The organism is Allobosea sp. GW821-FHT03A12 (genome assembly GCF_058986765.1).
Genome location: NZ_JBYSVZ010000001.1, coordinates 382,378 through 397,770, shown reverse-complemented (window position 1 = coordinate 397,770; position 15,393 = coordinate 382,378). Strand labels below are relative to the sequence as shown.

Below are 15,393 nucleotides of genomic sequence, written 5' to 3'. Positions count from 1 at the left end.
CGTCAGAGTCGGCTGCCGACCCATGGCGGACGTTGTGGCAAGACGGTAAGCTCGGCAGATGATGACCGTAAATATTGCTGATCGCGTACGCATCATTCGAGCGCTACCTGGATTCGATGTTCCAGATTGGTGGCTTACCTTTTACCTAACCGGCTCGCAGCCCCGCCTTGCGGTGATGGCCGAAAAGTTGACTGCAATTGATGCGGTCAACCTTGAGGACACTGATGGCGGGTTTCTGTACCCGAAGCTCCCTGGGCAGAGTAACCCGGAGGCCGTGATTGCACTCGTTCAGCATGTCCGAGAGCTTGCCGCAACATCTGAAATTGAGATCATCAATGTCGACGTTGACACTGCTGCCGACGTCCGCCGCTCACGATTCGAGAAACTCGTCCGCTTTTAACTAGGACGTCCGTTTTCGACCCGTGAAAGACGGAAGCCGGCAAGGCGCCGCCGTTCTTAAGTCATTGAAATTACAAAATTTTGGCGTCCCGGAAGGGATTCGAACCCCTGACCTACGGTTTAGGAAACCGTTGCTCTATCCTGCTGAGCTACCGGGACGCACGTCCTTGCGTTTAGCATAAAGCCGATGCGGGTGAAGCCTTCCTTTGCAGTGATCGTGCCGTTACTCCTCGGCATGGCCGTCTCGGCCACCATCGCGAGAGCAGCGGATGACGCTTGCGCGGCGTCGGAAGGGGCCGAGCTGGTCCGTCTCGCCGGCCTCGACCGGCATGGCGACCCGCAGCTCGCCGACGGCCGGACCATCAGGCTCGCCGGGCTGGCGCCGCGGCAGAGCGATGCCGAGCGCGAGCGCTTCGCCACGCAGCTGGCGCGCTGGCATGGGCGCGAGTTCCGGCTGGCGCCGCTCGGCGGTCCGGACCGCTGGGGCCGCCTGCCGGCCCGCTTGCTCGCCGCCGATGACGCCGACTTCGCCGGCCAGCCCGATCTGAGCGCGTCCCTCCTCGCCACAGGCGCTGCGTTGCGACTGCCCGAGCCGGGCCTTGCCGCCTGCAACGAGCTCTGGCGCAAGGCCGAGCCCCGGCCGGCGGTGGCGGGCAAGGCCGGCAGCCCCGCGCCAGCCGCAACCCAGGGGGATTTTGCCGCAGTGGCGCCCCCGATCGTCGACGGTCATGATGCCGCAGCGATGAAAGCACAGGCGGGCCGGATCGTCGTGGTCGAGGGGCGTATCGCTGCCGTCGGAGAGCGGGCGCAGCGGACCTATCTCAATTTCGAGCGGCGTCGCGGCGCCGGCGGCAGCATCGTCCTGTCGCGCGCATTGTGGCGTGACTTGCAGCGTGCTGGCTGGACCGCATCGGCGCTGACGGGTAAACGCGTGCGCGTAAGCGGCGTGATCGAGGGGCGCGATGGCCTCCTGATCGAAGCGCAGACGCGTAGTGCACTGGAATTGGTTGATTAGGGGCCGATGCGGAGAATTCAGCGACATCGTCAGCCGATCCGGGGGCGTCTCATCGCCACGGTGCTGCCGGCCCTGTTGCTGGCGGCTTGCTTCGGCGACCAGAATTCCGTCCTGGCACCGCTCAACCAGCCCGGCGGCGAGCCGGCGCCGCGCGTCGCCAGCCTGCAGCGCGGCACCGATCGCGAGCATCAGCGCCTTCTGGCTGCCTTTGGTGGCGAATACCGCGCCCCGCAGGTCAAGGCCGAGCTGGAGGCGATCATCGCCCGCCTCGCCAAGGCCGGCGAAGGCCAGATCGGCACCTATGAGGTGACGATCCTGAATTCGCCGATCGTCAACGCCTTCGCCTTGCCGACCGGGCGGCTCTACGTCACCCGCGGCCTGCTCGCCCTCGCCAACGATTCCTCCGAGATCGCCTCGGTGATGGCGCACGAGATCGCCCATGTCACCGCGCGCCACGCCGTCGAGCGCGCCGAGATGGAAGCGGAATCGGCGCTGGTCAGCCAGGTCGTGGCGCAGGTGCTGAACGACCCGACGACCGGGGCGGCCGTGCAGCAGAGCTCGAAGCTCTCGCTCGCCCGCTTCTCGCGCCAGCAGGAACTGACCGCCGACCAGATCAGCGTGCGCAACATCGCCCGCGCCGGCTACGACCCCTATGGCGCCGGCCGCTTCCTGGTCTCGCTCGGCCGCAACACCAGCTTCCGCGCCGGCCAGCAAAGCAGCGGCGACAAGAAGCTCGACATTCTCTCCAGCCATCCCTCGACGCCCGAGCGCGTCGCCGCCGTCACCAATGGCGCCCGCCAGATCGGCGCTCCCGGCATCGGCGAGCGCGACGCGGCACGCTGGCTCGGCGTCGTCGATGGCGTCGCCTTCGGCGACGATCCGGCCGACGGTGTCGTACGTGGCCGGCGCTATCTCAACAGCGCGCTGCGCATCGCCTTCACCGCGCCGGATGGCTTCGAGCTCGAAGCAGCCCGCGAGATGGTCGTCGGCGTCAGCAATGACGGCTCGCAGGCGCTGCGCTTCGACTCGGTCGCGCTGAAGGCCGGCCAGACGCTCGAATCCTATGTCGCCTCCGGCTGGATCGACGGCGTCGCCACGGCCGAGGTCCAGTCGCTCACCGTCGGCGGCCTGCCAGCGGCAGTGACGTCCGGCAAGGGCGCCGACTGGACCTTCCGCCTCGCCGCGATCCAGGCCGGGCCGCGCGTCTATCGCTTCATCCTCGCCGCCAAGGGCCAGAACGACCCCGAGCGCGCCATGCGCGCTCTGCTCGACAGCTTCCGCAATCTCAGCGCCAGCGACGCGCAATCGGTCAGCCCCTTGCGGATCCGGCTGGTCACCGCCGGCGCCGGCGATACTCCCGCCAGCCTCGCCGAGCGCATGGCCTCGACCGACCGGCCGCTGGAGCAGTTCCTGATCCTGAACGGGCTGGAGCGCAATGCGAAGCTGACGCCCGGCCAGCGTTACAAGATCGTGAGCGAATAGCGCACCGCGCGCCGCTGCTTTCCTCGCGCCCTGTGCTAGCCTCCCGGCCTTCGTCAGGACAGGGAGGCAGCCATGGCGCTCGATCGCCGCATCGTCGAACTCTACGACGAATACACCCACAAGCCGCTCGACCGGCGCAGCTTCATGAATCGGCTGATCACCATCGCCGGCTCGGCCGCGGCCGCAGAAGCCGCACTCGCCTTGCTTGAGCCGAACTACGCCCAGGCTCAGCAGGTCGCAGCCGACGACGCCCGCATCGAGAGCAGGCGCATCGACGAGACCATCGGCGGCGTCAGGCTCAAGGGCTATCTCGTCACGCCCAAGGCCCAGGCCAAGCGTGGCGGCGTCGTCGTCATCCACGAGAACCGCGGCCTCAACCCGCATATCGAGGATGTCACCCGCCGGGCAGCGCTGGCCGGCTTCAGCGCGCTCGGCGTCGATTTCCTCACCCCGCTCGGCGGCACGCCGGCCGATGCCGACGCAGCGCGTGCCCTGTTCGCGCAGCTCAAGCCCGAGGATGTTGTCGCGCAGGGGCGCGCGGCGCTGGCCTTCCTCAAGGCCCGGCCCGATACGACGGGAAAGGTCGGCGCAGTCGGCTTTTGCTGGGGTGGCGGCGCGGTCAACGATCTCGCCGTGAGCGCACCGGAACTCAATGCCGGCGTCGTCTTCTACGGCCGCTCGCCGGATCTCGCCAAGGTGCCGCAGATCAAGGCGCGGTTGCTGATCCAGCAGGCGGCCCGTGACACCCGCCTGGTCGAGAGCCTGCCGGCCTATGAGGCGGCGCTGAAGGCAGCCGGGGTCAACTATCAGGCGATCGTCTACCCGGATGTCGACCACGCCTTCCACAACGACACCAGCGCCGAGCGCTATAACGCCGCGGCTGCCAAGCTCGCCTGGGAGCGGACGGTCGCTTTCCTGGCGGCCGAGACCGGGGCGGCCTGATACGAAAAAGCCCGGCGGATCGCTCCGCCGGGCTTCTCTTATCCGATAGCGGAAAGCTGCCTCAGGCAGCCTCCTCCTGCAGGTCCTCGTCGCCTTCCTCGGCGTCGGCCGCCTCGGCGGCCTCACCCTTGCCGGCGCGGCGCGGCGACTTGGCGAGTTGGCCCTCGATCTTCTTGAGCGCCTCGGTCTCGGTGATCTCCTCGACCGCCGAGATCTCGCGAGTCATCCGGTCGATCGCAGCCTCGTAAAGCTGGCGCTCGGAATAGGACTGCTCAGGCTGTGCCTCGGAGCGGTAGAGATCGCGCACCACCTCGGCGATGGCGACGAGATCGCCCGAATTGATCTTGGCTTCGTATTCCTGGGCGCGGCGCGACCACATGGTGCGCTTGACACGGGCGCGACCGGTCAGGGTCGAAAGCGCCTTGCCGACGATCTCGCCGTCGGCGAGCTTGCGCAGGCCAACGCTGGCCGCCTTGGCGGTCGGGACGCGCAGGGTCATCTTGTCCTTGGCGAAGCTGACGACGAACAGCTCGAGCTTGAAGCCCGCGACTTCCTGCTCCTCGATCGCCGTGATCTGACCGACGCCATGGGACGGGTAGACGACGAACTCGCCCGTCTTGAAGCCCTGGCGCACAACAGTCTTCTTCGCAGTGGACATGCCGTTTCGACTCCTGCATCTCTCCGCCGGAGCGGAGACGCGACTTTCAACCGCTGGCCGGGATGACCGGCGGCACTCTGCCTGACACGGCGGGGTAAGCCTTCTGGCTCTTGGCCCGGCGCAACACGCTCCCACAGCCGATCGTTTCTTGCGAACCGCCAGACACGAAGACAACCACACCCCGGACATTCTGACCGGTCGTGCGCTGCTGTCGTTTCAGGGGGTGCCCCGTTTGTGTAACCTCGCAGGGGCAGGCGGAACGAACTCGACTGTGGCTTGTGGATACCACAAAAATCGCGCCGAATCAAAGGTAAACGGAATGCAAACGGCGCCGGGCCGCGTTGCGGCCGGCCATGGTTAACCTCGATTCAGCTCTGACGGAGGGTAACCTCAGTCACCTTCGCCCGGATTTGGCGACAAAAGCTCGAGCTTGTTCGGCACGCCGTCGAACTCCTTGGCGTCGGCCGGGGAGTCCTTCTTCTGCGTGATGTTCGGCCAGCTCGCGGCGAACTTCGCATTGAGCTGCAGCCAGCTGTCGAGACCGGGCTCGGTGTCCGGCTTGATCGCCTCGGCCGGGCATTCCGGCTCGCAGACGCCGCAGTCGATGCACTCGTCGGGATGGATGACGAGGAAGTTCTCGCCTTCATAGAAACAGTCGACCGGACAGACTTCGACGCAGTCCATGTACTTGCACTTGATGCAGTTCTCGGTGACCACATAGGTCATGGCGCTGTCCTTCCAATCGGCCGGCGCTTCTTTAGAGCCGGTCGAGAGAATGTTTCAAGGCCCTGTCACGACCGGAAACGAGATCGAACTTCCATCGAAACACGTGTTTCGAGAAGATTTTTCGCAAGGCCACTGACGCGTCCCGCGCAGCTTCCGCGTTATCCCTTCGGCCCCTCCGACGCAAGCGACTGATCGCCGCGTTCGCCGCCGCTCAGGACCTCGTACAGCGCCTGCGCCTGCTCATAGGAGCCTCGCCGCTCGGCGAAGGCGGTGACGCGCACCACCAGCGTCGCATGGGGCAAGGCCAGCGTCAGCACATCGCCCGGCTTCACCCCGAGCGCCGGATTCTCGACCCGCTTGCTTGCAACCCGGACATGCCCCTCCTCCACCAGCCGCACAGCGGTGGGGCGGGTCCGCGCGAAGCGCGCGAACCAGAGCCATTTGTCGAGGCGTTGCCGATCGTCCCGCAAGCAGCCTCCCTACGCTGCCTATCAGCCCTTGCGCCCGTCATTGCCCTCGAGCTGGGCTTTCAGGGCGAGCAGCTTGGCGAAGGGCGAATCCGGATCGGGCTGGCGCTCGGCCGGGCGCGGCCGGGCCGGCTGCTGGAAGCGCTGCTCCTTGCCGCCGCGCTCGTCGCGACGCGGACCGCCGCCGGGGCGGCCGCCATCGCGCTTGAACTCCGGCCGGGGACCGCGCTCGGGGCGCCCGTCGCGCCCCTGGGCGTTGCGACCGGCGCCGTCCTGCGTCGCAGGCCTGCCGCCCTCGCCACCGGCGGGACGCGGACCGTTCCAGCCGCCCTCGCGCCAGCGATTGCGGTTCGGCGGACGCTGCCCGGCGGGCTTGCCCTCGCCGCCCTCGGCAGCCGGAGCCGCCTCGGCAGCACCGGCGCGACGGTCGGGCCGACGTCCGCGCTGCCCCTGCTCGGGACGCCGCCCGCCCTGATGGCGGTGCGGGCGCCAGATCTCGATCAGCTCGGGCTCGGCCGGCGCAGTCGCTTCGGCAGCCGCAGCAGCCTCCGCCGTCGCGGCCTCGGCAGCGACAGGCTCGGCCGTCTCGTTTTCGGTCGAGGGAGTTGCCTCCGCCACAGGCTCGTCGCTCGGCAGGGCCAGCGTCGACATCGCATCGGCCGGCACCGGCTCGACCGGGCTGGCGGGCTCTTCCTCGGCAGGAGCGGTAGCAGCGATCTCCGCATCGGTCAGGATCGGAGCATCCGGAGTTTCGCCCGTCGGGGCAATGCTGTCCGCGCCGTCAGCGGCAGCCTCGACCTCGGCGGAAGGCGCTTCGTTCAGTGCATCAGTTGCCTCGGCCACGGCTTCCGCCGGAACCGCCGGCGTGGTCGCGGCAGGCTCGGGCGCAACAGCGAGCGGCACCGTGATCGCCGGGCCCGGGCGCTTCTGCGAGATATAGCCGAGCGAACGCAGGATCGAGGCGAAATCCTCGCCGGCGCAGCCGACGAGCGAGGTCATCGCACCCGTCGCGACAAAGCCGTCCTGATCGGCAGAGCCCGCCGGCGGCTGGCCGAGCGTAACACCCGGACGATAGGCGATCGCCGGGCGGATCAGGTCGGCGAGGCGCTCCAGGATGTCGACGCGCACGGCCCGCTCGCCGCAGACGCGGTAGCCGGCGGCACGATAGAGCCCCTTCGGGATCTCCTTGTTGGCCGGGAACGAGGTCCGGCCGGAGGAGGCGAGATGCGAGATGTCGTCGAGCCCGGCCGCTTCCGGATTGCCGTGCTTCAGCGCCCAGAGCTGGGCGGCGAGCGCGCGCGGCGCCGGCTTCAGCAGGGCCGGCACATAGAGATGGAAGGCGCCGAAGCGGACGCCGAGCTGGCGCAGGCCCGCCCGCCCCTCCTGATCGAGCGTCTTCATCTCCTCGGCGACCTTGCTGCGCTCGAGCACGCCGAGCGCCTCAGCCGCCTGATAGGCGATGCCGCGGGCGATGCCGGTGACGCTCTCGGCGTTCTCCAGGATCTGGAGCGGGCCGAGCAGCTTGGTGACGTGATGCTTCAGCCAGGCGGCAAGCCTCGTCTCGATCTGCTCGCGGGCCTGGGCCGGCAGGTGATCATCGACCATCAGGCGCAGGCGCGGCTCCAGCACCTTCTCGCCGGCGGTCAGGCGCGCCACCGGCTCACCGATCCAGCGGACCAGCCCGTCATGCGAGAGCACGAAGGCATCATCGCCTGCCAGCACGACGCGCGAGGCGCGCGCTTCCAGCTCGCCGGCCAGCGCCTTCAGCGCCGCCGCGTTCAGTGCCTTCGCTTCCGGACCACCCGCCTTCGGGTCCGCCGTGAAACGGAAGCCTTGCAGCAATCCGACATGCTGACCCTCGACCAGGACATCGCCGGTCGCGGTGACTTCGGCCTCCAACATCGCATTCTCCCGCAGGCGACGCATCAAAACGCTCGTACGCCGATCGACGAATCGGCTGGCGAGCCGTTCGTGCAAAGCATCCGACAGCCTGTCCTCTACAAGACGAGCCACCCCCTGCCAATGCTCAGGATCGGGTAGCCAGTCCGGACGGTTGGCAACATAGGTCCAGGTCCGCACCTGGGCGATGCGCGCCGACAGGGTATCGATCTCGCCGTCGACCCGGTCAAGCGCGGCGAGCTGGCCGGCATACCAGTCGGGATCGAGCCGGCCATGGCGCATCAGACGCAGATACAAGGTCGTCGCCAGCTCGGCATGCTGCATCGGCGCGATCTTGCGATAATCCGGCAGGCCACAGACCTCCCAGAGCCGCGACACCGCCGGCTTGCCCTGCGCCAGCCGCGAGACATCGTGGTCACGCGCCAGGATCTCCAGCGTCGTCATATCTTCGGCGATCAGCGCCCGGGTCAGCCCCTGCTCCTGCGGCTGGACGTTGAGGCTGTCGAGCAGCCCGGGGATCGAGCGCAGGTCGAGATCGGAATTGCGCCACTGCACCTGGCGGACCGATTCGAAGCGGTGATCCTCGATCGCCTCGACCAGCTCCTGATCGAAGGGCGGCGCGCGCCCGGTCGTGCCGAAGGTGCCGTCGCGCAGATGCCGCCCGGCGCGGCCGGCGATCTGGCCGAATTCGGCCGGGTTGAGCTTGCGATAGTGATGACCGTCGAACTTGCTGTCGCCGGCGAAGGCGATGTGGTCGACATCGAGGTTGAGCCCCATGCCGATCGCATCGGTGGCGACGAGATAGTCGACATCGCCCGACTGGTAGATCTCGACCTGGGCATTGCGCGTGCGCGGCGATAGCGCTCCCAGCACCACCGCCGCCCCGCCTTTCTGCCGGCGGATCAGTTCGGCGATGGCGTAGACCTCCTCGGCCGAGAAGGCGACGATCGCCGAGCGCCGCGGCAGGCGGGTGATCTTGCGGTCGCCGGCGAAGGAGAGCTTCGACAGGCGTGGCCGCGAGACGACATTGACGCCTGGGATGAGCTGCTCGATCAGCGGCCGCATCGTGCCGGCGCCGATCAGCATCGTCTCCTCGCGGCCGCGATGGTTGAGCAAACGATCGGCGAAGACATGGCCACGGTCGAGATCGGCAGCGAGCTGAATCTCGTCGATCGCGACGAAATCGACCGGGAGGTCGCGCGGCATCGCCTCGACCGTACAGACCCAGAAGCTCGGCCGCTCCGGCTTGATCTTCTCCTCGCCGGTGACGAGCGCGACGGCATGAGCCCCGACCTTGTCGACGACGCGTTGGTAGACCTCGCGCGCCAGGAGACGCAGCGGCAGGCCGATCATGCCGGTGGGATGCGCGACCATCCGCTCGATGGCGAGATGGGTCTTGCCGGTATTGGTCGGTCCGAGCACCGCCGTGACGCCGCGAGCGCGGAGCGAAGGCGGAAGGGAACGGGGTTGGATCAAGACGCTGGAGCTTTCCTGCAGCCTGCGCGGCGAAATGCCGAGCCAGCCCTAACGGGATGAGCTGCCCGAAGGCAACCCGATCCGTGAACAGAACGAGTCCGGAACGAAGCGAGGCCGAATCGCTGACTCCCGCAGAATCAGGTTTCGTTCACGGCGAGATATCGCGGCAAGCGATTCAAAAACCACAAGATTTTGAATCGACCTCATTTCCATCCTTCGCCGACTTGCGCGCGCGAGGGCCGCTTTCGCTCATGTAGGTCGTTCTGACGCCAGAACGAGAGGCAGGGTACAAGATCAGGACCGAGAACGCCTCATCGGGCTTCGCTTGACAATAATACGTACGTACGTATTATTGTCCGTCATGAGCAAGCCATCCCTTCGCCCCAACCTGATCGCCGCCGGCCACGACCTGTTCTGGCAGAACGGCTATGCCGCCACCGGCGTCCGCGAGATCGTCGCTGCGGCTGGCGCCAGCCCCGGCTCCTTCACCAATCACTTCGCCTCGAAGGAGGACTTCGCCGGCGAGGTGCTGGAGCGCTACTTCGCCTATGTCTGTGGACTGGTGGAGGAAGCACTCGCCGAGGACGGCCTGCCGCCGGCCGCCCGCCTGCGGCGCTATCTCGACATCATCACCGGCAAGCTCGAGGAGGCCGACTGGGCCCGCGGCTGCATGGTCGGCAATTTCAGCCTGGAGACCGCGCCGACCAGCGAGCCGCTACGCGAAAAGCTCGCGGACATCTTCGTGCGCTGGCGCCAGCCCTTCGCCGTCTGCATCGCGCAGGGCCAGGCGAGCGGCGAGATCACCGATGCCTTCAGCGCCGAGGACCTCGCAGACGTCCTGCTCGCCTCCTGGCAGGGCGCGATGCTGCGCATGAAGGTCGAGCACGATCCGGCTCCGCTCGACCGCTTCAAGACCATCATTTTCCCCCTCCTGTTCGGAAAGGCATCGTGATGACTAACGATTCAGAAGCATCGATCGCCGCCACCCGCCACGAGATTCCGGTCCTTGATTCGACCATGTCCTATGTCGAGGCGGGCACGCAGGGGCCGACCGTGCTGCTGCTGCACGGCAACCCGACCTCCTCCCACATCTGGCGGAACATCATCCCGCGGATCGCGCCGGTCGCACGCTGCATCGCGCCCGACCTGATCGGCTACGGCCAGTCCGGCAAGCCCGACATCGCCTATCGCTTCGCCGACCAGGTCCGCTATCTCGACGCCTTCATCGCGGCGGTCGGGCTCGACCGTCTCGTCATCGTCGCGCAGGACTGGGGTACGGCGCTCGCCTTCCACCATGCTTCCCGCCGGCCGCAGAGCATGCTCGGCCTCGCCTTCATGGAGTTCATCCGGCCCTTCGCCGACTGGGAGAGCTTCCATCAGCGGCCGCAGGCACGGGAGCTGTTCAAGGCCTTCCGCACGCCGGGTCAGGGCGAGACGCTGATCCTCAAGGACAACATCTTCATCGAGCGCATCCTGCCGGGATCGGTGCTGCGCCAGATGGCGCCGGAGGAGATGGAGGTCTATCGCCGGCCCTTCCCGACGGCGGCCTCACGCCGGCCGATCCTGAGCCTGCCACGGGAGTTGCCGATCGCCGGCGAGCCGGCCGATGTCTCTGCCATCAGCACCGCCGATCACGCCGCACTGCGGGCCTCGACCTATCCGAAGCTGCTGTTCTCAGGCGATCCCGGTGCGCTGATCTCGCCGCAGCAGGCGCGGGACTTCGCCGCCGGCCTGTCGAATTGCCGCTTGGTCGAGCTCGGCCCTGGGGCGCACTACCTGCAGGAAGATCACCCGATCGCGATCGGCGACGCCGTCCGCGACTGGCTCATCGAGATCGGGGTCGCGCAAGCGGCAGAGGAGCGCGGGCAGCAGGCAGCCGCCAGCTGATCAGTCCGCGAAGACGTCGGCCAGGACCTGCGCGGCCTCATCGGGCGCCTCGACATGGACGAAATGGCCGGCGCTTTCGCAGAAGGTCACTTCCACATCGTCGAAATAATGCGACAGGAAGATCGACCACTCCGATTTCAGGATCGGGTCGTGTCGGCCCCAGTGCACTCTCGTGCGCTGATGGATCGGCACGGACGGCGCCGGATGGCCATCGATCGCGGCGATCCGCGCCGCGTTCTGGCTGCGATACCAGTCGAATCCGCCGCGCAGATTGCCGGGCTTCATGAAATTCTCGACCCAAAGGTCGAAGACCGGCGCGAAGGCCTCCTTGCGGTGGCACCAATGCGTCAGGAAATGCCCGAGATAGAGCGCGCAGGCCTCGCGGCTGGAGCCGATCAGCTGCTCAGCCAGCGGCAATTGCTGGAAGGACTGGTACCAGATCTCGTTGACATGGCCGTCGCGGACCCAGGCCGAACCGACGCTCGGGGTCGGGCAGTTGAAGAACAGCAGCTTCTCGACCCGCTGCGGATGGCGCCGCGCCAGCCCCTGCGCGACATAGGCGCCGACATCATGGCCGACCACGCCGACCGGGCCGGTGCCCAGCGCCTCCAGCAGCGCCGCCATATCGTCGGCATGGGCGTTGGCACCGACATCGCTGCGCGGCGCCGATGATTTGCCGCTGTCGCCGAAGCCGCGCAGATCGGGCGCGATCAACCGGAATTCGCCATGCAACCGGTTCATCACCGGCAGCCAGCTCATCCAGAATTCCGGCCAGCCATGCAGCAGCAGCACCGCCGGCCCGTCACCGACCTCGGCGACGTGGAGGACGGTGTCGCGGACGATGACCTGCCGGTGCCTGAGGCCCGGCGGCAAGGCGAAATCGCTGGACATGACAGCTCCGGAAGCGAATCGCCGGAAAGGCTAGCGCCTCGAACGAGCGTTCCGCAATCCATGGCACGGCAAAGCCTGCATGCGCGGCGAGTTCGATCGCGACTGAAGCGCAGGCGGGGATGGACGGCGATCTTATCCCCGGTGCTTCCGGCGGCCTCAGAATAACGCGCTCCAAACAGGGGAGCACGCCATGCCGGACCAGCCTTATCCTTCAGCCAACGACAGCACATACTGGCGCGAGATCGTCCTTCTGCGCTGCCGCCTCGTCTCGCTGAAAGCGCAGACGCGGCTGCTGCGCCACGAGCTCGCCCGCAAATACAATCCCGACCAGCCGCGCGTGCCGGCCGGCAATACCGGCGGCGGGCAATGGACCAGCGGCGGAAGCGGCGCGACGCCGACCGGAACCGATGGCCTCAGCGATCTCGGCAGTGCCTTCTCGACCGCATTGAACTTCGGCGATGTCGTACCCGATAACAGCGGTGAAGAGAGCTGGGCCTTCTATCAGGACGCCACACGCCCCGACGACTCGCTGGCCGAACGCGCCGTCGTCAACCGCGACGGCTCGACCATCCATTCCGAGTTCGCCGAGCCCAACCGTAAAAGCGACTGGGACGAGCGCCACACTGTCACGACGCCCGAAGGCAGCAAGACGACCTTCGAGACGTCCGACCGGACCCAGACGATCCGCGACGGCGGCCCGGATGGCAAAGTCGTCTCGCGCTCGACCTGGACCGACCGCGGGCCGGAGCGCGAGGCGACGGTGCAGCAGGTGTTTGCTCAGGAAGGAGTTCGCCAAGCCGTCAGCGCTGCGGGCACCATCCTGCTCGGCTGGCTCTCGCCCAGCGACGACATCGACGGTCAGCGAACCGTCATGGGCTTCGTGCCGCGCGAATATCAGCTCGGCAAGCCTGGGCAGTTGGATCTCGCCTTTGTCGGAAAGCCAGGGGCAGAGGAGGTCAAGGATGCCTGCAAAAAACTCGAAATTGTTCAGGAGCTGGCCAATCGCGCTGCCCGTGACGCAGGTGAGCCGGGGAATTTTTCATCCATGGCGACCTACGGCACCAACGTCCACGTTCGCTTCAGGGATTTCGTCAATGACTTCAACGATGAGAATTTTCGCGCCGAGCGATCATTTCTGAAGGAGGTAGCCGATCCGACCAGCAGCAAGGAACTCGCAGCTGGCTATTCTCCCTCTGTACGTGCCGACGCCTACGAGTACCGACCCGGCGACAAAACGCTTTGCGTGTACGATCTCAAAGCCGGTCGACGAGGGCTTTCCATCCCTCGCTCTGATATCCTCGCGACCGCCGTCTATCTCGGTATGAAAGATGTCCGCCGCGTCATCATGCTCGAAATCAGGCCTCGCAAATGACGACGAAAAAGCAGATCAATCGACTTTTGGGCGACTTGGTAGCGCGCAATCCGGATCTTGCTCAATCCGAACGCTTCGTCATCATCAAGCCGCTCCGCCATGTGCTGCGGTCGATCTCGATCGATCGCAGCATTACAGCCGACACCCCACAGTTCCTATGTTCTATAGGTCATTTCTTCGATCCTACGGCCCATCGTCAGGGTATTACCCTCGATCGCATCTTCTTGGCGCGCGGCGCGCCGCATCGCTGGACTGAGCCTGGCATGCCTGCCGCCTTTTTCGAGGCATGCGAGACTCAGGTCCTCCCCAAGATGCGCAGCGTCAAAACGATCGAGGATATGCTTCGTTTCAGAACCCTCAGCTCAAGCGAGTTCAGGGCATCTGTCAGGTTCGTCATCCACCAGATTCACTTCGCCGCCGCCTATGGCCGCTTCGATCGGGCGCTGCGCCGGTTCGAGCGCATCAAGCACTGGGATCGCTCTCGCATGTCCTGGCGGCGGCCAGAATTCGAGCATGTCGCCGATGAGCTCGTACCGTTGATGCGGGCGGATGACCGCGAAGGCGTCATCCGCCTCCTCCATCGCTGGGAAGAGGATCGCGTCCGCCGCTTCAGTCTCGAAGCGATCTACGAACCTACGCCCTTCCCACTCGAACTCGCGGCGGGCGCCTGAGCTCAGTTCCGCGTCGTGGTCGCCGTCACGCCCGGATCGACCTTGAAGCTCGAGGCCTCGATCACCGCGGTGCCGATCATCGTCTTCACGGATATGCGCACCGGCAGCATCATGTTCGTCCCGGCGACGGGGGCGAGCCAGGTCGAGATCTCCTTGTTCTCGGCCATGAACTTGGTCGAGGGCCGCAGCGCCCGGTGGCCGGCGATCGGCACATAGCGCGCCTGGCAGACCGAGACCGGTCCGCTATAGCCGTCGATCTTGATCTCGCGGGTGCCGGAATAGCTCAGCTTGATGTCGTAGCGCGCCGCGCCGTCGAAGATCGCCAGCGTGCGGTTGCAGGCCGCCGCGCCGCCAGTGCGGCCGGAGGTCTCGACCGGCATCAGGAAGGCGCTGAGCGGGTCCATGATGTTGCGCTGGTGCTCGTCCTTGAGCGGGACGCGATCGGGCTTGGGGTCGATCGGCGGCTCGATCGCCAGCGCCTGCACGGCGTTGCCGCCGAGCGCCATGCGTACCGTCCGGCTTTCGCTGGAATTGGCCGAGGACACCGCGAAGGTCGCCGGCGAGAGCCTGCTGCCGTTGAGATTGCCAGTCGCGGTGCCCGAGCCACGCCCGCCGGTGAAGCTGCCGACGAGCCCTGTCAGCTTGGCGTTGGCGTCGAGCTTGTAGCTGCCGCCGTCGATGCCGCCGGCGAGATTGGCCTTGCCGAGCGATAGGCCGAGCAGCGAGACGTCATAGGTCGCGTCGAGCGAGGCCGCCTGCACGGCCGGAACCGGCAATGCGAGCATCAGCGCCGCGGCGAGGGCGCTGCTGGCAGAGGACAAAGCGAGCTTCATCGTGAGGCTCCGGAGCGCGACGGGCATCGTCGCATGCACTGAGATTCGGTCCGAATCGTGACTGGTTATCGCCAGCTTGGCGGGATAATGGTTACCGAGATGTTTCCGGGCCGTTTGCGCGCGGCCTGCCTTGACGGGCTGTCATCGGCCCGTTATAGACCGCCCACTTCAATTTGACTTCCGGTGCTTGCCTGCCGGCACGTCGCGTGTCGGCAATTTGCGTTGAGCATTCGGAGATTTTGGGAACACGATCATGGCCCGCCGTTGCGAACTGACCGGGAAAGCCACCCAGACCGGCCACCTCGTCAGCCACTCGAACCGCAAGACCAAGACGGTCTTCCGGCCGAACCTCGTCAACGTCACGCTGCAGTCGGACACGCTCGGCCGTTCGGTCCGCCTGCGCGTCTCGGCGAACGCCCTGCGCACCGTCGACCATCGCGGCGGCCTCGACGCCTTCCTGGTCAAGGCTCCGGCCGGCGACCTGTCGACCGGCGCGCTGGCGCTGAAGCGCGACATCGAGAAGAAGCTCGCCGCCAACTGAGCGCGGGTTTTTCTCGGGACTGAATGAAGCGGCCGCAAGGCCGCTTTTTTCGTTTGTACCGTGCCCGTCATTCTCGGGCGAAGCGAAGCGCAGGCCCGAGAATCTCCTGACAAGGAGGCGCTGACCTGCGCCTT

At 66.7% G+C, this 15,393-nt stretch carries 15 protein-coding genes and 1 tRNA gene; 9 read left to right on the top strand and 7 right to left on the bottom strand.

Going from position 1 to position 15,393, the window contains the following annotated elements; genetic code table 11:
- The first annotated feature begins 58 nt into the window (after window positions 1–58).
- The gene (locus tag AC3WLC_RS01880; protein WP_493682237.1) at window positions 59–400 is read left to right on the top strand and encodes a hypothetical protein; all 342 of its coding nucleotides are present in this window, start codon (window positions 59–61) and stop codon (window positions 398–400) included.
- 81 nt (window positions 401–481) lie between these two features.
- Here AC3WLC_RS01880 and AC3WLC_RS01875 read toward each other — a convergent pair.
- A tRNA-Arg gene (locus AC3WLC_RS01875) sits at window positions 482–558 on the bottom strand.
- Window positions 559–586: 28 nt separating this feature from the next.
- On the opposite strand from AC3WLC_RS01875, the gene AC3WLC_RS01870 reads away from it, so the two are divergent.
- The 3 genes from AC3WLC_RS01870 (at window position 587) to AC3WLC_RS01860 (ending at window position 3,838) form a co-directional block, all read left to right on the top strand.
- On the top strand, window positions 587–1,414 hold the full coding sequence (locus AC3WLC_RS01870; RefSeq protein WP_493682236.1) for a hypothetical protein: 828 nt from the start codon (window positions 587–589) through the stop codon (window positions 1,412–1,414).
- 6 nt (window positions 1,415–1,420) lie between these two features.
- Window positions 1,421–2,896 carry a M48 family metalloprotease gene (locus AC3WLC_RS01865; protein ID WP_493682235.1) on the top strand — a complete coding sequence of 492 codons (1,476 nt, stop codon included), beginning with the start codon at window positions 1,421–1,423 and terminating at the stop codon, window positions 2,894–2,896.
- 72 nt (window positions 2,897–2,968) lie between these two features.
- Entirely contained in the window at window positions 2,969–3,838 is an 870-nt protein-coding gene (locus AC3WLC_RS01860) for a dienelactone hydrolase family protein (protein WP_493682234.1), read from the top strand.
- Between the two features lie 61 nt (window positions 3,839–3,899).
- On the opposite strand, the gene AC3WLC_RS01855 is transcribed toward AC3WLC_RS01860, so the two are convergent.
- From AC3WLC_RS01855 to AC3WLC_RS01840, 4 genes are all read right to left on the bottom strand, one after another.
- On the bottom strand, window positions 3,900–4,496 hold the full coding sequence (locus AC3WLC_RS01855) for a CarD family transcriptional regulator (RefSeq protein ID WP_493682233.1): 597 nt from the start codon (window positions 4,494–4,496) through the stop codon (window positions 3,900–3,902).
- Between the two features lie 390 nt (window positions 4,497–4,886).
- Window positions 4,887–5,222 (bottom strand): ferredoxin FdxA, encoded by a 336-nt coding sequence (fdxA, locus tag AC3WLC_RS01850; RefSeq protein WP_092157697.1) that lies wholly within the window; start codon window positions 5,220–5,222, stop codon window positions 4,887–4,889.
- A gap of 158 nt (window positions 5,223–5,380) precedes the next feature.
- Window positions 5,381–5,692: an RNA-binding S4 domain-containing protein gene (locus AC3WLC_RS01845; RefSeq protein ID WP_493682232.1), complete on the bottom strand. Its 312-nt coding sequence runs from the start codon at window positions 5,690–5,692 to the stop codon at window positions 5,381–5,383.
- Window positions 5,693–5,713: 21 nt separating this feature from the next.
- Window positions 5,714–9,061 (bottom strand): helicase-related protein, encoded by a 3,348-nt coding sequence (locus AC3WLC_RS01840; RefSeq protein WP_493683118.1) that lies wholly within the window; start codon window positions 9,059–9,061, stop codon window positions 5,714–5,716.
- A 364-nt stretch (window positions 9,062–9,425) separates the two neighbouring features.
- Between AC3WLC_RS01840 and AC3WLC_RS01835 the strand changes: the two genes are divergently transcribed.
- Together AC3WLC_RS01835 and AC3WLC_RS01830 are read left to right on the top strand one after the other, a co-directional pair.
- Complete coding sequence (locus tag AC3WLC_RS01835; RefSeq protein ID WP_493682231.1) at window positions 9,426–10,016, top strand: TetR/AcrR family transcriptional regulator; 591 nt, start codon at window positions 9,426–9,428, stop codon at window positions 10,014–10,016.
- Window positions 10,016–10,951 (top strand): haloalkane dehalogenase, encoded by a 936-nt coding sequence (locus AC3WLC_RS01830; protein ID WP_493682230.1) that lies wholly within the window; start codon window positions 10,016–10,018, stop codon window positions 10,949–10,951. Before AC3WLC_RS01835 ends, AC3WLC_RS01830 begins: the two co-directional genes overlap by 1 nt.
- Here the strand turns inward: AC3WLC_RS01830 and AC3WLC_RS01825 are convergent, their stop codons facing one another.
- Entirely contained in the window at window positions 10,952–11,842 is an 891-nt protein-coding gene (locus AC3WLC_RS01825) for an alpha/beta fold hydrolase (RefSeq protein WP_493682229.1), read from the bottom strand.
- A gap of 190 nt (window positions 11,843–12,032) precedes the next feature.
- Here AC3WLC_RS01825 and AC3WLC_RS01820 point away from each other — a divergent pair, with 190 nt between their 5' ends.
- The gene (locus tag AC3WLC_RS01820; RefSeq protein WP_493682228.1) at window positions 12,033–13,214 is read left to right on the top strand and encodes a hypothetical protein; all 1,182 of its coding nucleotides are present in this window, start codon (window positions 12,033–12,035) and stop codon (window positions 13,212–13,214) included.
- Entirely contained in the window at window positions 13,211–13,885 is a 675-nt protein-coding gene (locus tag AC3WLC_RS01815; protein WP_493682227.1) for a hypothetical protein, read from the top strand. Before AC3WLC_RS01820 ends, AC3WLC_RS01815 begins: the two co-directional genes overlap by 4 nt.
- A 2-nt stretch (window positions 13,886–13,887) precedes the next feature.
- Here AC3WLC_RS01815 and AC3WLC_RS01810 read toward each other — a convergent pair whose 3' ends face one another.
- Entirely contained in the window at window positions 13,888–14,718 is an 831-nt protein-coding gene (locus tag AC3WLC_RS01810) for a DUF3108 domain-containing protein (protein WP_493682226.1), read from the bottom strand.
- Window positions 14,719–14,971: 253 nt separating this feature from the next.
- Here AC3WLC_RS01810 and rpmB point away from each other — a divergent pair, with 253 nt between their 5' ends.
- Complete coding sequence (gene rpmB, locus AC3WLC_RS01805) at window positions 14,972–15,259, top strand: 50S ribosomal protein L28 (RefSeq protein ID WP_377800303.1); 288 nt, start codon at window positions 14,972–14,974, stop codon at window positions 15,257–15,259.
- Window positions 15,260–15,393 lie beyond the last annotated feature (134 nt).

Coding starts and splice junctions, on each gene's coding strand:
- AC3WLC_RS01860 (WP_493682234.1), top strand. CDS start 2,969: ATGGCGCTCGATCGCCGCATCGTCGAACTCTACGACGAATACACCCAC.
- AC3WLC_RS01835 (WP_493682231.1), top strand. CDS start 9,426: ATGAGCAAGCCATCCCTTCGCCCCAACCTGATCGCCGCCGGCCACGAC.
- AC3WLC_RS01865 (WP_493682235.1), top strand. CDS start 1,421: ATGCGGAGAATTCAGCGACATCGTCAGCCGATCCGGGGGCGTCTCATC.
- AC3WLC_RS01855 (WP_493682233.1), bottom strand. CDS start 4,496: ATGTCCACTGCGAAGAAGACTGTTGTGCGCCAGGGCTTCAAGACGGGC.
- AC3WLC_RS01825 (WP_493682229.1), bottom strand. CDS start 11,842: ATGTCCAGCGATTTCGCCTTGCCGCCGGGCCTCAGGCACCGGCAGGTC.
- AC3WLC_RS01815 (WP_493682227.1), top strand. CDS start 13,211: ATGACGACGAAAAAGCAGATCAATCGACTTTTGGGCGACTTGGTAGCG.
- AC3WLC_RS01810 (WP_493682226.1), bottom strand. CDS start 14,718: ATGAAGCTCGCTTTGTCCTCTGCCAGCAGCGCCCTCGCCGCGGCGCTG.
- AC3WLC_RS01830 (WP_493682230.1), top strand. CDS start 10,016: ATGACTAACGATTCAGAAGCATCGATCGCCGCCACCCGCCACGAGATT.
- fdxA (WP_092157697.1), bottom strand. CDS start 5,222: ATGACCTATGTGGTCACCGAGAACTGCATCAAGTGCAAGTACATGGAC.
- AC3WLC_RS01870 (WP_493682236.1), top strand. CDS start 587: ATGCGGGTGAAGCCTTCCTTTGCAGTGATCGTGCCGTTACTCCTCGGC.
- AC3WLC_RS01820 (WP_493682228.1), top strand. CDS start 12,033: ATGCCGGACCAGCCTTATCCTTCAGCCAACGACAGCACATACTGGCGC.
- rpmB (WP_377800303.1), top strand. CDS start 14,972: ATGGCCCGCCGTTGCGAACTGACCGGGAAAGCCACCCAGACCGGCCAC.
- AC3WLC_RS01880 (WP_493682237.1), top strand. CDS start 59: ATGATGACCGTAAATATTGCTGATCGCGTACGCATCATTCGAGCGCTA.